Source organism: Streptomyces sp. NPDC093600, from assembly GCF_044764755.1.
GTDB lineage: Bacteria > Actinomycetota > Actinomycetes > Streptomycetales > Streptomycetaceae > Streptomyces.
In genome coordinates, this window is the sequence record NZ_JBIWIU010000003.1 from 519,557 (window position 1) to 533,542 (window position 13,986).

A 13,986-nucleotide genomic window follows, 5' to 3' on the forward strand; every position below is an offset into this window, starting at 1 on the left:
GTGAGGCCGGGACTAGAAGACGCTCACGCCGTACGCGTTGAGGGCCTCGGTCACCGGCTGGAAGAACGTGGTCCCGCCGCTGGAGCAGTTGCCGCTGCCGCCGGAGGTGAGGCCGAGCGCGGTGCTGCCGGAGAACAGGGCGCCGCCGCTGTCACCCGGCTCGGCGCAGACGTTGGTCTGGATCATGCCGTAGACGACGTCGCCGTTGCCGTAGTTGACGGTCGCGTTGAGACCGGTCACCGTGCCGCCGCGCAGACCGGTGGTGCTTCCGCTGCGCTGGACCGACTGGCCCACGTAGGCGTTTCCGGCGCCGGTGATGTCGCGGTAGCTGCCGTTGTAGAGGTACACGCGGCCGTCCGCCGCCGAGGCGTTGGAGTGGCGGATGATTCCGTAGTCGTTGTTGGGGAAGCTGGAGCCCGTCCGCGTGCCGAGCACCGTGGTGTTGGCGGAGTTGGTGTACCAGGTGCTGGCGATGTTGGTGCAGTGACCGGCTGTCAGGGCGTAGTAGGTCGAGCCGCTGCGGACGTTGAAGCCGAGCGAGCAGCGTCCGCCGCCGGCGTAGATGGCCTGGCCGCCGGCGATGAGCTTGTTGAACGTGCCGGGCGTGCGCTTGATCTCCAGGGAGGAGGCGCCGGTGCCCGCCGCCTTCCGGATCTTGGCGATCTCGGCGGCGGAGACGGTGGAGTCGGCGGTCACGACGATCTTCCCGGTCGCCTGGTCGGTGTACCACGCGGTGCCGGCCACGTCGGCCACGCGCACGGCGTCGCTCGTCGCGGCGAGTTGGCCGCTGGTGGCACGGGCGGTCTCGCCCGTCGCCGCGGACGAGGTGGGGGCGGCAAGCGCTGAGGCGGCCAGGAGCGCGGAGGCCACGGCGATCAGCCGGGCCCCCTTCGCGACGCCGCCGAGGGGGGACAGACGCTTGAGGTTCACTGCTTCCTCCGGTGGGGGAGTGGAGGCCCGCTGGGTGGGCGGGCCTTGAGGTGCGGCCGACAGGTCCGGAACGGAGGGTGCTCCGGCATGGACCTGTCAATCTCGACGAGGGGAATCCTCCGGTCCGGATGGTGCTCGCCGCAAGAACGGCTTTCAGTCGTTCTACGCGCGTTCAGTTGGTCCCCTCGCCGGGCAGGCCGGGTGGCGGACGCGTCGGGCGCACGCGCCGACCTGCGCGGCAGTGGAGTGCAAACGCTTTCTAGGTTTGCTGACACCTTTTCAGGCTCGTGGGGACCCTGTGGTGGAAGGTGGCTGAGGGTCTGCCGAGGGAGCGGAGGGTGCCGTGCTGTCGCTCCAGATCAGCGTCTCGGCGCCCGTGCGCCGCACTCGGTGCCCGCCCGTTCCGTCGCTCTCGCCCGCCGACTGCCTCTCTCCCCACCTCGAAGGGGTAGCGGTCGCACAGGCGGGTCGCCACCCGGGCCCGGCCGCTATGAAGGAGGAGCCGATGGCGGCAGCGCGCGCGGACGCGCCTCGGCGCAGTGGTACAGCCGTGAGGGACACCGCAATGCCTCGATCTTTCCCCTTCGCCCCGCCCCTGGGGTGTCCGGTTCCCGTCATCGCTGACCCGTCAGAGGCCGGAAGGCGGTGGCCGGTCCTCACGCGCCCTTTTTGACAAGGGACTTGCGGACGGCGGGCGCGCGTCTCTAGGCTCCCGCAATGGTTAGGAAGTTTTCCTAACCATTGGGCGCGTCTGCCTCACGCTCACCCGCGATCACGAGACCGCCATGTCACACCCCGGAGAATACGCCGCCCCGAGAATCGTCCGCCTGCCGCCCCAGGCCCGCGCCTGACCTCCGGCCACCGCTCCCTCCACCCCCATGCCCAGGAAGAAACAGAGGAGTTGACATGCGACGAAGAAGTATCGGCCTGCTCGTCGCGGCCGGCCTGTTCTCCGCGCCCCTGACGGTGCCTCAGACGGCTGTGGCCGCCGACACGCTCGTCTCGGTGGCCAAGCCGACGACGGCGTCGTCCATCGAGGCGACCGGCTTCGAACCTCGCCTGGCGGTCGACGCGAACACCGGCACCCGCTGGGCGAGCGCCGAAGGCATCGATCCGCAGTGGATGCGTATCGACCTCGGCTCCAGTCACCGGATATCCCGGGTCAAGCTCAACTGGGAGGTCGCGTATGGCAAGACGTACCGGATCCAGACCTCGGCTGACGGCTCGACCTGGACGGACGTCTACAGCACGACCGCCGGAGACGGCGCCATCGACGACCTGTCGGTGACGGGCACCGGGCGGTACGTCCGTATGTACGGCACGCAGCGCGGCACCCCCTACGGCTACTCCCTCTGGGAGTTCGAGGTCTACGGCTCCCCGGTCTCCGGCGGGACCGGCCCGGCCGTCCCGTTCGGCAGCCACCTCAAGCCGTACGCCGCGGGCACGCTCAAGCCGTCCGGCACCCAGGCCGCGCTCGACCAGAAGGTCGTCGACTACTACAACAGCTGGAAGTCCGCCTTCCTCCGGCAGAACTGCGGCAACGGCTGGTACCAGGTCATCTCCCCGGACGCCGATCACCCGTACGTCGCCGAGGCCCAGGGCTACGGCATGGTGATAGCCGCGACCATGGCGGGTGCCGACCCGGACGCGAAGAAGATCTTCGACGGTCTGGTCAAGTGGAAGATCGACCACCCCTCGGCCATCAACCCGAATCTCCTCGCGGCCGAACAGGACGTGAACTGCAAGAGCGTCAACGGCGGGGACGCCGCGACGGACGGCGACATGGACGTGGCCTACGGGCTGCTGCTCGCCGACAAGCAGTGGGGCAGCTCGGGTACGTACAACTACAAAGACCTCGCGATCAAGCACATCGACGCGATCAAGAAGGACGAGCTCAACCCGGCCACCCACCTGCTGAAGCTGGGCGACTGGAGCAGCTCCGGCGACCAGTACTACTACATCTCCCGCACCTCCGACTGGATGATCGACCACTTCCGCGCCTTCCGCACCGCGACCGGCGACGCGACCTGGGACACCGTCCGCACCGCCCATCAGAACCAGATCGCCCACCTCCAGTCGACGTACGCGCCGAACACCGGCCTGCTGCCCGACTTCGTCGTCAACACCGACACCACCCCCAAGCCCGCCCCGGGCCAGGTCCTGGAGGACCCGAAGGACGGCAAGTACTGGTGGAACGCCTGCCGCACCCCGTGGCGCATCGCCGACGACGCGGTGACCAGCGGCGACGCCAAGTCCCTGGCCGCCGCGCGCAAGCTCAACAGCTGGATCAAGACCAAGACCGGCGGAGACCCGAACAAGATCGTCGTCGGGTACGGGCTGGACGGCACGCCGATCCAGACCTACACCAGCGCGGCGTTCTTCGCCCCCTTCACCCTCGCGGCGATGACCGACCCGGCCAGCCAGGCGTGGCTCGACGCCCTCTGGAACAAGATGCTCGCCACGCCGATCCAGACCGGCAGCTACTTCGCGGCGAGCATCCAGCTCCAAGTCATGATCACGGCCTCCGGCAACCACTGGGTTCCGTAACGACGACCCGTAGCCGCGATTCGTCACCTCGTGCGCGGTTCGGCACCACCGAGCCGCGCCGCGGTGCCGCCCCCTAAGGCCCGCCGCCGTTGCGCGGTGACGAAGGGCCCTCCGGGATCGCCGTGGGGGAGAGGTAGGCCCGGTAGCCCGTCCGGGCGCGCAGGTCCGGCAGGTCGAGTACGCGCCAGTGCCGGGCGTACGCCGGTGGTCGCCGGTCGCCCGAGAGCAGGACGGCGACCGGCCGTTGGAGCGCGGCGGAGGCGAGGGCGGCGGGCGTGATGCTTGCGTCGTGGCCGGTGGGCTGACGGGAGGCACAGCCGGCGCGGAAGGCGACGCGGATGGCCTCCTCACCAGTGACCACGCAGGGCGGCCGTACGCCTTCGGCGCGCAGCTCCCTCGCCACGTCGGCGAAGGCGATCGTGTCGCGCCGCACCCGGTCGACGACTCCGTCGAGCAGCCGGTACTGGACCGCGAGGTGGGCGGTGAGGGCCACGGCGACGAGGATGACGACGGACGGGCGCCACCGGGTCTCCGAGCGGCAGGCACGGACGACGGCCAGCGCCACGGGCAGCATCAGCAGGGCGTACGCCGGAAGGAGGAAACGCGGAGCGGCGTAGTCGACGGTGAAGAGATAGGGCACCGCCAGCGACGCGCCCGCCGCGGTGGCCACGACGATCTCCATGCGATGCCGGGTACGCCAGGCGGCCAGCACGCCGGCCGCGACCAGCAGGGGCAGCGCGAGCAGCCAGAGGGAGGCGACCGGGTACGCCCACGGGACGTCACAGGGCCGGCAGAGGGTACGGCCCCCCAGGGCGCGCAGGTGGTCGTCGACGGCCATGTGCCAGCCCAGATGGCCCTGGATCTCACTCCCGCGCCGCAGCCGCGCCCCCAGACCGCCGTACCGCGTGTACGCCTCGACCACCCACACCACGCCGCCGAGCGCCGCGCCGGCGGCCGGCACGAGCAACAGCGGCCAGCCGCGCCGACGCCGCCACAGCGTGAGCAGGGCCGCCCCGGTGAGCGGCAGCACCAGCCACACGGCATCGGTCGGACGCATGAGCGCCACGAACGCCACCCCGGCCCCCAGCCCCGGCAACGCCCACCTGTCGCCGGGACCGCGCAGGAAGCAGCCGACGGCGGCGAGCGACGCCAGGGCCACCCACAGGTTCGGCATCACCTGCGGCCCGTAGAACAGCGTGACCCACAGACTCGCGAACAGCGCCCCGCCGACGGCGAGCACGGCGGGGGGCAGCAGCCGCCGCCACGCCCACAGCGCCAGGAACAGTCCGGCACCGGACAGCAGAGCCAGATAGACGCGGAGCGCCACGGTGGAGGCGGTCACCGCCGTGACGGGTGCGACGAGGAAGGTGATGCCACGGGCCCGGGGAGCGCTGAAGAACGCCGCGGGCGCCTGGTCGCTGACCTGGCTGACGTACACCGTCTCGTCCCACCCCAGACCGACCCCCGGTACCGCGAGAACCAGCTGGGCCACGGTGAAGGCCGCGGCGACGACAGCCGGCCCCGCCATCCCGTGGGCAAGCGCCCGGCCGCCGGGGGCACCGCGGCGCCGCCCGACGACGTCTCCCGCCTCGTCGCTCCGCCCGGACGGCAAGCCGCTCGGGGAGCCGGACATCAACCCGGAATCACGCATGCCTGGCCTCGCTCAACAGTTACCGCGTCACATCACGTCACATCACGTCACAGCCCCCGGTCCGTCTCCCCATGCTGCGACGGGCCGGACGACGTCACCACGCGACGAGGCAGTCGGCCCAACGGACCGGACGGGACGAGTGGAGGGGGAGGTGTCGAGGCGCCGTGCCGCGGGCCCGCGGGCTACGATCCGCGACATGGGGGGCCATCGGATCCACGGAGACCGTCATGAGCAACCCACATGCCTCACGCCTGGCGACGAACCGCTCCCGACTGGGGCACAAAGTGCGCTACGCGCTGCGGCATCCGCAGCGTGTCGTCCCCTACCTGCGCCGGGCGGGCCGGAACACCTGGCTGCGCCTGCGCCACCGGGGCAGCCATGTGGCGTACTACCGGGCGGTGATGGCCTCCGACACCGCGAGGAGCCCCGAAGCGGCCGTCGGCGGCGTGCCGTCGCACGAGCGCTGGCTCGCCATCGGACAGATGCAGTACGACTATCTGGTCGGGCATGGTCTGAAGCCTGAGGACCGGATGCTGGAGATCGGGTGCGGCAATCTGCGCGCGGGCTGGCGGTTCATCTCCCACCTCGAACCCGGCCACTACTACGGCGTCGACATCTCGCCCGACATCCTCATCGAGGCCAAGAAGACCGTCGTCCGCTACGGGCTCCAGGACAAGCTGCCGCACCTGACCCCCGTCGACGACCTGACCCTGGACTTCCTGCCCGACGCCTGGTTCACGGTGATCCACGCGCACAGCGTCTTCTCGCACTCGCCGCTGGAGGTCATCGACGAATGCCTGGCGCACGTGGGGCGGGTGCTCGCTCCCGGCGGCTTCTTCGACTTCACGTACGACCGCACCGAGACGAGCGAACACCAGGTGCTGGGTGAGGATTTCTACTACCGCACGCAGACGCTGGTGGCGCTCGCGGAGAAGCACGGGCTCGTCGCCCACGTCATGGACGACTGGGAGCGGCTCCCGCACGGCCAGTCGAAGCTGCGGGTCGCCCACACCCGGCTGAACGCGATCGGCTGACGCGACGGGTGACGAGGGCGCGGCTGGGGTGATGAGACCGCCCGCCGCACCGGCCGGCTGACGCGACGGGGTCGGCGCGGCCGCGTGACGGGACGGGGCGGGGGACGCGACCGCCCGGCGGACAGGACCGGTCGGCTGACGCGACCGGGTCGGCGCGGCCGCGTGGTCGGGTGGGCGCCGACGCCTCCCCACGCGCCCGCCCCCGACGCCGCTCCGGGCCCTCCCGTAGAGTGGCCCCGGGCCGTGACTGGCGCTTGAGGTGGATCACCACCGGGGAGCGGTCCCGTGGACACCGCGCAACCGCGCGGTTCCGACGCTGCCGTGCGCCTGGGCGATCACCTGTCCTCGACGACGCCCAGGAGCGGCCCATGTCCGTCAGCGCCCCCACCAGTCTCGCCTCCCACGGCCCCGCCACCCTCATGGACGGCACCGCGCTCGCCCGTCGCACGGTCGACGAGACCGCCGCCCGCGCCGCCGAGATCACCCGCCGCACCGGTGTCACGCCCTGCCTCGCCACCGTGCTCGTCGGCGCGGACCCGGCCTCCGTGACGTACGTGAAGATGAAGCGGAACCGCTGCGCGAAGGCCGGAATCCGCTCCCGGCACGTCGAGCTGCCCGCCTCCACCACGACCGCCGAGCTCGTCGCCGCGATCACCGCGCTCTCCGACGACCCCGACGTCCACGGCATCCTGCTCCAGCACCCCGTCGGCCCGCACATCGACGAGCGCGCCGCCTTCGAGGCGATCGCTCCCGAGAAGGACGTCGACGGGGTCACCATGGCCTCGTTCGCCGCGATGGGCTTCGGACTGCCCGGCTTCGTCTCCTGCACCCCCGGCGGAATCATGCGCCTCCTCGACGCCTACGAGGTCGGGCTCAGCGGCAAGCGAGCCGTGGTCGTCGGCCGCTCCGCGATCCTCGGCAAGCCCGCCGGCCTGCTGCTGCTCGGCCGCGACGCCACCGTCACGTACTGCCACTCGCGGACGACCGAGCTGTCCTCCGTCGTCCGCGAGGCGGACATCCTGGTCGCGGCGGTCGGCAGGCCGAACTTCATCAAGGGCGAGGACATCAAGCCCGGCGCGGTCGTCATCGACGCCGGCTACAACCCGGGCGACGTCGGCGACGTCGACTTCCCCTCGGCGGCGGAGCGCGCCTCCCTGATCACCCCGGTCCCGGGCGGCGTCGGTCCGATGACGATCGCCGTGCTCCTCGCTCAGACGGTCGAGGCGGCCGAGCGACAGCTGGGTCTCTGACCCACCTGACCCGCGGCAGGCCCCAACGGCCGTTCCATGGAAAGCGATTGTCACGGTTCTGTACGAGACGTGCCGCACGTCGCCCGCACAGTGGCCGGACCGGTCGTCCAGAGGTGACCCTGGTCACATGGCCCCGCTCTCCGGTGACCCGTCGTCGTTCCCGCGGCACCTCCTCGTGCCGGTCATGCTCCTCCTCGCGGCCGCCCTCGTGGCGGCCGCCCTGACAGGCGGCGGTGACGGCGACGGGGAGGCGCCGCCGCTCGGAACAGGGCCGGCGTCCGACCGGGCCGCCTCCGGCACCTGGGCCCCGCGGGCGGGCGGACAACACCCCGCGCCCCAGGGCGAGATCGCCACCGGTCGTCCCTCGCCGACTCCCACCCCGTCGCGGTCCGCGCGGCCTTCGCGCCGCCCGGCGCCGCCGCCGTCCGCTCTTCCCTACCACCGGCTCCGGGCGGGGGAGTGCTTCGACATCGACCGGGCCGCGCCCGGCACGGTCGTCCGACGCGCCTGCCACCGGCCCCATGACGCCCAGCTCGTCACCATGCTCCGGCTGACCGGCGACCATCCCACCGACCGGGACGTCCGGGACGCGGCCGCCGGCCTGTGCCGGGAGCCGCTGCGCCGCAAGGCGGCGGAACAGCCGCGCGGCACCCGCTGGACCACCTTCGTCCAGTACCCGTACCGCACCAGCTACCTCCTCGGCTCCGACACGGTGGCCTGCAGCCTCGCCACGCCCACCGGTCGCGGAGAGGCGGGGCGGAAACTCACCGCCCCGCTGCTCTGACCCCCCCGCCCGCCGATGCCCGGCAGCAGCTGCTCGCCGTGCAGCCACAACCGCCCCAGGGCGCCGCCCCCTCCCCGCCCCTGCCCCGCCCCGTTCCTACCGGCCCATACCCGGGGCGCTCAGTCCTCGCCCGCCGAGGACACGACCGCGAGCGCCGCCGCCGGGTCCTGGTCCGCCGGGCCCGCGGGCGCCCACTGGCCGCGCTCCTTGCGATACGGCCACCAGCGGCCGTCCGCGCCGAGCCGCAGCTGCGCCTCCGCCCCGACCACCGTCCAGCGCCCCGCGCCCGCCGCGCGCAGCACGGGCCGCTCACCGTCCTCCCAGGCCTCCGCGAGCCGCGCCTTGGCCCGCGCCAGGAGCTCGGGCCCCGGCGCCGACTCCTCCTCCAGTACGGCCAGGGCGGCCGCGCCACCGCACCGCCACGCGCGCGTGGCCAGGTCCAGCTCAGCACGCCGGCGCCCCGACCCGGAGGCGAGCCGCTCCACGATCCGCGCCGCCGGAGCCCCGGCGGCCAGCCGCACCGCGTCCTGGCTCACCGTCAGGTCGTGCTCGTCTGCGGCTCGTTCCGCGCCGGTTCCGAGGCCGTGCGCGAGAGCCTCCGCCAGCATCCGGTGCGCCCGGACGGCGGCGTCCGTCGCCAGGAACTCCAGCGCCGCCGGGTCGAGACCCGGCTCGGGGACCGTCTCCGTGTCCAGGGACGGCGGCTCGCCCGGCGCCGCGGGCAGCTCGGGCGGGGCGGGCAGCGGCGGCAGGATGTCCCGCGCCGCGAACGCCTCCCGCGCCGGCACCCCTTCGGCGGCGGCCTCCCGCGGCGCCGCGGCGGAAGGCGCGGCCCGTGACGCGCTCCGCTCCTGGAGCTCCCCGAGGACCGCCCGCTCCCCACGGCCGCGCATCAGCAGCAGGACGAACGGATCCTCGTCCAGCAGCCGGGCCACCTGATAGCAGAGTGCCGCCGTGTGCGGGCAGTGGTCCCACGCCTCGCAGCTGCACTCGGGGTCGAGATCGCCGATGCCCGGCAGCAGTTCGAGCCCCGCGGCCGCCGCGTCCTCCACCAGGTGCGGCGGCATCTCACGATCCAGCAGCGCCGCGATATGGCCGGCGCTGTCCACCGCCAGGTCCAGCAGCCGGTCCCACTCGTCCGCCGACAGCTCCTGCAGGAGCACATCGCTGCGGTACGAGGCGCCGTCGGGGTCCTTGACGACGGCCGTGATCCGGCCGGGCCGCACCGACACCGCGCCCACCGCGCCCTGGCGCGCGTGCCGCCGCCCCCGCTTCAGCTGCTGGTTGTCGAGAGCCGTGTCCTCCAGCGCCTTCAGCCACGCCCGGCCCCACCAGGTCCGGGCGAAGGCACCGCCGCCTGGGGCGGGTGGCAGCGCCGTGAACGTCCGCTCCTCGCCGCCCGTCTCGTATCCGCTCATCGTCCCTCTCCTCGCAGCTCGACCAGGTTCGCCAGCTCGGCGTCCGTCAGTTCGGTCAGTGCCGCCTCTCCGGAGCCGAGGACGGCGTCGGCGAGGGCCTGCTTGGCGCGGAGCATGTCGGCGATGCGGTCCTCCACCGTGCCCTCGGCGATGAGCCGGTGGACCTGGACGGGCTGGGTCTGCCCGATGCGGTACGCGCGGTCGGTGGCCTGCGCCTCCACGGCCGGGTTCCACCAGCGGTCGTAGTGCACGACATGGCCGGCCCGGGTCAGGTTGAGTCCGGTGCCCGCGGCCTTCAGCGAGAGGAGGAAGACGGGCACCTCACCGGCCTGGAAGCGGGCGACCATCCGCTCGCGTTCGGCGACCGGCGTGCCACCGTGCAGGAACTGCGTCCGCACGCCCCGAGCCGCGAGATGCTGTTCGAGCAACCGCGCCATCCGCACGTACTGCGTGAAGACCAGCACGCTCGCGCCCTCGGCGAGGATCGTGTCGAGCAACTCGTCCAGGAGCTCCAGCTTCCCCGAACGGCCCTCGATCCGGGGGCGCTCCTCCTTCAGATACTGGGCGGGGTGGTTGCAGATCTGCTTGAGCCCGGTCAGCAGCTTCACCACGAGACCACGGCGCTCCATGCCGTCGGCCTCGGCGATCGCCGCGAGGGTCTCCCGCACGACCGCCTCGTAGAGGCCCGCCTGTTCCGCCGTCAGGGAGACGGCACGGTCGGTCTCCGTCTTCGGCGGCAGCTCGGGCGCGATGCCCGGGTCCGACTTGCGGCGCCGCAGCAGGAACGGACGGATCAGGGCGGCGAGCCGCTCGGCCGCGGCCGGATCCTCGCCGCCCTCGACGGCCGAGGCGTACCGCGAGCGGAAGGTCCCGAGCCGGCCGAGGAGACCGGGCGTCGTCCAGTCGAGGATGGCCCACAGCTCGGAGAGGTTGTTCTCGACCGGAGTGCCGGACAGGGCCACGCGCGCCTTCGCCCCGATGGTGCGCAACTGCCTCGCCGTGGCCGAGTACGGGTTCTTGACGTGCTGTGCCTCGTCCGCGACGACCATGCCCCAGGGGCGGCCGGCGAGCTTTTCGGTATCGAGCCGCATGGTCCCGTACGTGGTCAGGACGAACGCGTTCTCGGCCAGGTCCTCCAGGCCGCGCGCGGCCCCGTGGAAGCGGCGCACGGGCGTGCCCGGCGCGAACTTCTCGATCTCGCGCTGCCAGTTGCCCATCAGGGACGTCGGGCAGACGACGAGCGTCGGGCCGGCCGCCGACGGCACGGTCTGCCGGTGCAGATGGAGCGCGATGAGGGTGATGGTCTTGCCCAGGCCCATGTCGTCGGCGAGGCAGCCGCCGAGCCCGAGCGAGGTCATACGGTGCAGCCAGTTGAGGCCGCGCAGCTGGTAGTCGCGGAGTGTCGCGGCGAGCGCGGCGGGCTGGGCGACCTCCTGCGGGCCGCCCTCGGGGTCGGCGAGCCGGGCGCGCAGCTGTTCCAGCCATCCCGTCGCCCGGACCTCGACGCGGCGGCCGTCGACCTCGGTGGTGCCGGTGAGTACGGCGCCGAGCGCGTCGACCGGGGTGAGCTTGCGGTCCGCGGAGGCGCGGGCACGGCGCACCTCGGCCGGGTCGATCAGCACCCACTGGTCCCGCAGCCGGACCACCGGACGGCCCGCCTCGGCCAGTCGGTCCAGTTCGGCGCGGGTGAGTTCCTGGTCGCCCACGGCGAAACGCCAGTTGAAGGCGAGCAGGGCGTCGGCGGAGAGGAGGGAGGGCAGAGCGGAGGAACGGGAGGGGCCGGCACCGGCGCCGTCGGTGCTCTCGTCTGTGGTGGAGCCGGTGAGACCGGTGAGGTGGGGCGGAGGGCCGTCCGCGCCCGGCGGCCCGTCGGGCGGTCCGTCCGGCGGGCCGATCACGGCCTCCGCCGTGAGGCGCTGGGCCAGTTCGCGTGGCCAGTGGACCTGGACGCCCGTCGCCTGGAGCGCCCGTACCGCCGGGCCGAGGAGCTCGGTGATCTCCTCGTCGGCCAGCTCCACCGCGTCGGGGACGGCTGCCGAGAGCAGCGGCGTCAGCGGCGCCCACGCCCGGGCGGCACGGCGCAACGCGAGCAGGGCGTCCATCCGGGCCCGGGGCCCGAACGCCGCCGCGGTCGGTCCCGATCCCGCCCAGACGTCGGCCGCGTCCGCGACCAGGGCCGGGTCGGCGGCGCTGTGCATCTGCAGGACCGCCCGGAAGGAGGGCGCCTCCAGCTCGGTGAGCCCGGGCAGTTCGACGCGCAGCGAGAGGCGTACTCCGGCGTCGTGACCGGCCGCCACGTCCGCCGCCCACGCCCGGAGGCCGGGCAGCTCCCGCGGCTCATCGGCGGCGAAGGCGGGCCCGCCCGCCGCGACCGGGGCGGCCGGGGTGCGCGGCAGCCCGTCCGCCACCGCGTCGACGAACGCCCGCAGCAGGGCCTCGGGTTCGGGAAGGAGCGGCTCGCCGTCGGCCGCCGCTCCCGGCAGCGGTACGGCATGGGCGGCCGGCGGCATGGAGGCGGCGAGTGTCCGCAGCGCGGTCAGTTCCTCCGGGCCGAGCGGTCCCGCCCGCCAGGCGTCCCGGTCGGTCCCGGTGAGCCCGGGCAGGAGCAGCCCCCGGGCCACCAGGTGCAGGGCGAGGAGGGCGGCGGCGCCCCAGAACGCCGTCGCGGCCGGGGCCTCCTCGGAGAACCGGGCACGAGCGAGGATCGGCAGGGCGTCCCGTACGGGCAGGAACACCGCGGGCACGGCGTGCGGACGGAGGTCGTCCGACACCAACGCCAGCTCGCCGGCCACGCCAGTCCCCTCGGCCATCGGCAAGGAGGCCGACGCAGACGCAGACGCAGACGCCGACGTGAACGCCGACGGTCCGCCGTCCCCTGGCGTCCGCTCGTCGGTCGCGAGCCCCTCCCCGACGGGCGACCAGAAGGCGATCCGGCCGGCGCGAGGAGGGTCGGAGGGCAGGAACAGGGCGGAACGGCGGGCGAGTTCATCGGGGCTCTGCGGCAGCGACAACGCATTCCTCAAATTTGACTAGCGGGGGGCGGAGCGGCCGAGGGTACCCGAACACCCCGCCCCGACGGGCGGAGAATCCCCGTGACCAGTCTCACCCGTGGACTTCCTCGGCGCGGGTGGACAGCGGGGGGTGGAGTCAGCCCCACCCCCGCCCCCGGGGCAGCCCCCCGGGATCCCGGGGGAAGACGCCATGGCTGGGGACGATCACCGTTCCGTACGTTCGAGGGAGCCGGCGCGGCAGGCGCCGAACCCCGCCCACGGACACCGGAGACCTCCATGCCCCAGGCCACCGCCACACTCGCGGCGCCCGATCGGAGCACCACCCCCGGAAGAGGAGGCGGCAGCGAGTTCACGCCGCTGCTGCGCGCCGTCAAGGAGCGAGGGCTGCTCGAACGCCGAGTCGGCTGGTACGCGCGCGGCATCGCCGTCAACCTCCTCGGACTCACCGCCGTCGTCGCGGGCCTGGTCCTGCTCGGCCCCTCCTGGTGGGCGCTGCTCCTCGCCGTCCCGCTCGCCCTGCTCTCCGCCCGGATCGCCTTCGTCGGACACGACGCGGGCCACGCCCAGATCACCGACGACCGCCGCCTCGGCCGGGCCCTCCAGCTCCTCCATGCCAACCTCCTGCTCGGCATGAGCCGGGAATGGTGGAACGACAAGCACAACCGCCACCACGCCCACCCCAACCACCTCGACAAGGACCCGGACGTCGCCGCCGACATCCTCGTCTTCGCCCGGCATCAGGCCGAGGGCCGCGACGGACTGCGCGGATGGCTCACCCGCCATCAGGCCTGGCTGTTCTTCCCGCTGACGACCCTGGAGGGCATCGCCCTCAAGGTGTACGGATTCCAGGCCCTCTTCTCCGCGGAAGGGCCGTTCCGGACCCGGCGGGAGCGGCTCGTCGAGGGAGCCCTGCTCCTCGCCCATGTCACCGGCTACGCGACCCTCCTGCTCTCCACCCTCACCCCCGGCCAGGCGCTCCTCTTCGCCCTGATCCACCAGATGCTCCTCGGGCTCCACCTGGGCATGGCCTTCGCCCCCAACCACAAGGGCATGGAAATGCCCGACGCCCACCCGGACAGCGCCGCCTGGGGCCATCTGCGCCGCCAGGTGCTCACCTCCCGCAACATCCGCGGCGGCGCCCTGACCGACTGGTTCCTCGGCGGACTGAACTACCAGATCGAGCACCACCTCTTCCCCAGCATGCCCAGGCCGCATCTGCGGCTCGCCCAGCCCGTCGTGCGTGCGCACTGCCGCACACTGGGTATCCCCTACACGGAGACGGGATTCGTCGAGTCCTACCGGCAGGCGCTCGGCCATCTGCACGAGGTCGGCGAGCCGCTCCGTACGGCGGCCTGACCGCT

At 73.1% G+C, this 13,986-nt stretch carries 9 protein-coding genes and 1 riboswitch; of the genes, 5 read left to right on the forward strand and 4 right to left on the reverse strand.

Features of this window, described 5'->3' with window-relative positions:
* Positions 1-12: 12 nt before the first annotated feature.
* On the reverse strand, positions 13-930 hold the full coding sequence (locus ACIRB4_RS12290) for a S1 family peptidase (protein ID WP_403290206.1): 918 nt from the start codon (positions 928-930) through the stop codon (positions 13-15).
* 906 nt (positions 931-1,836) lie between these two features.
* On the opposite strand from ACIRB4_RS12290, the gene ACIRB4_RS12295 reads away from it, so the two are divergent.
* The gene (locus ACIRB4_RS12295) at positions 1,837-3,477 is read left to right on the forward strand and encodes a glycosyl hydrolase family 8 (RefSeq protein ID WP_403290209.1); all 1,641 of its coding nucleotides are present in this window, start codon (positions 1,837-1,839) and stop codon (positions 3,475-3,477) included.
* A gap of 73 nt (positions 3,478-3,550) precedes the next feature.
* On the opposite strand, the gene ACIRB4_RS12300 is transcribed toward ACIRB4_RS12295, so the two are convergent.
* Complete coding sequence (locus ACIRB4_RS12300; protein WP_403290212.1) at positions 3,551-5,128, reverse strand: ArnT family glycosyltransferase; 1,578 nt, start codon at positions 5,126-5,128, stop codon at positions 3,551-3,553.
* Between the two features lie 227 nt (positions 5,129-5,355).
* On the opposite strand from ACIRB4_RS12300, the gene ACIRB4_RS12305 reads away from it, so the two are divergent.
* From ACIRB4_RS12305 to ACIRB4_RS12315, 3 genes are all read left to right on the forward strand, one after another.
* Positions 5,356-6,162 carry a class I SAM-dependent methyltransferase gene (locus ACIRB4_RS12305; protein WP_403290215.1) on the forward strand — a complete coding sequence of 269 codons (807 nt, stop codon included), beginning with the start codon at positions 5,356-5,358 and terminating at the stop codon, positions 6,160-6,162.
* 233 nt (positions 6,163-6,395) lie between these two features.
* A riboswitch (ZMP/ZTP riboswitch) is annotated at positions 6,396-6,502 on the forward strand.
* A 28-nt stretch (positions 6,503-6,530) separates the two neighbouring features.
* Entirely contained in the window at positions 6,531-7,412 is an 882-nt protein-coding gene (locus ACIRB4_RS12310; RefSeq protein ID WP_403290217.1) for a bifunctional 5,10-methylenetetrahydrofolate dehydrogenase/5,10-methenyltetrahydrofolate cyclohydrolase, read from the forward strand.
* 127 nt (positions 7,413-7,539) lie between these two features.
* A complete protein-coding gene (locus tag ACIRB4_RS12315; protein ID WP_403290219.1) occupies positions 7,540-8,196 on the forward strand; it encodes a hypothetical protein in 657 nt (218 codons plus the stop codon).
* Between the two features lie 119 nt (positions 8,197-8,315).
* Here ACIRB4_RS12315 and ACIRB4_RS12320 read toward each other — a convergent pair whose 3' ends face one another.
* Both ACIRB4_RS12320 and ACIRB4_RS12325 read right to left on the reverse strand, forming a co-directional pair.
* Entirely contained in the window at positions 8,316-9,614 is a 1,299-nt protein-coding gene (locus tag ACIRB4_RS12320; RefSeq protein WP_403290222.1) for an SWF or SNF family helicase, read from the reverse strand.
* A complete protein-coding gene (locus ACIRB4_RS12325; protein WP_403290225.1) occupies positions 9,611-12,637 on the reverse strand; it encodes a DEAD/DEAH box helicase in 3,027 nt (1,008 codons plus the stop codon). Before ACIRB4_RS12325 ends, ACIRB4_RS12320 begins: the two co-directional genes overlap by 4 nt.
* 264 nt (positions 12,638-12,901) lie before the next feature.
* On the opposite strand from ACIRB4_RS12325, the gene ACIRB4_RS12330 reads away from it, so the two are divergent.
* Entirely contained in the window at positions 12,902-13,981 is a 1,080-nt protein-coding gene (locus tag ACIRB4_RS12330; RefSeq protein ID WP_403290228.1) for a fatty acid desaturase family protein, read from the forward strand.
* Positions 13,982-13,986: the final 5 nt, after the last annotated feature.

Coding starts and splice junctions, on each gene's coding strand:
- ACIRB4_RS12295 (WP_403290209.1), top strand. CDS start 1,837: ATGCGACGAAGAAGTATCGGCCTGCTCGTCGCGGCCGGCCTGTTCTCC.
- ACIRB4_RS12300 (WP_403290212.1), bottom strand. CDS start 5,128: ATGCGTGATTCCGGGTTGATGTCCGGCTCCCCGAGCGGCTTGCCGTCC.
- ACIRB4_RS12305 (WP_403290215.1), top strand. CDS start 5,356: ATGAGCAACCCACATGCCTCACGCCTGGCGACGAACCGCTCCCGACTG.
- ACIRB4_RS12310 (WP_403290217.1), top strand. CDS start 6,531: ATGTCCGTCAGCGCCCCCACCAGTCTCGCCTCCCACGGCCCCGCCACC.
- ACIRB4_RS12315 (WP_403290219.1), top strand. CDS start 7,540: ATGGCCCCGCTCTCCGGTGACCCGTCGTCGTTCCCGCGGCACCTCCTC.
- ACIRB4_RS12320 (WP_403290222.1), bottom strand. CDS start 9,614: ATGAGCGGATACGAGACGGGCGGCGAGGAGCGGACGTTCACGGCGCTG.
- ACIRB4_RS12330 (WP_403290228.1), top strand. CDS start 12,902: ATGCCCCAGGCCACCGCCACACTCGCGGCGCCCGATCGGAGCACCACC.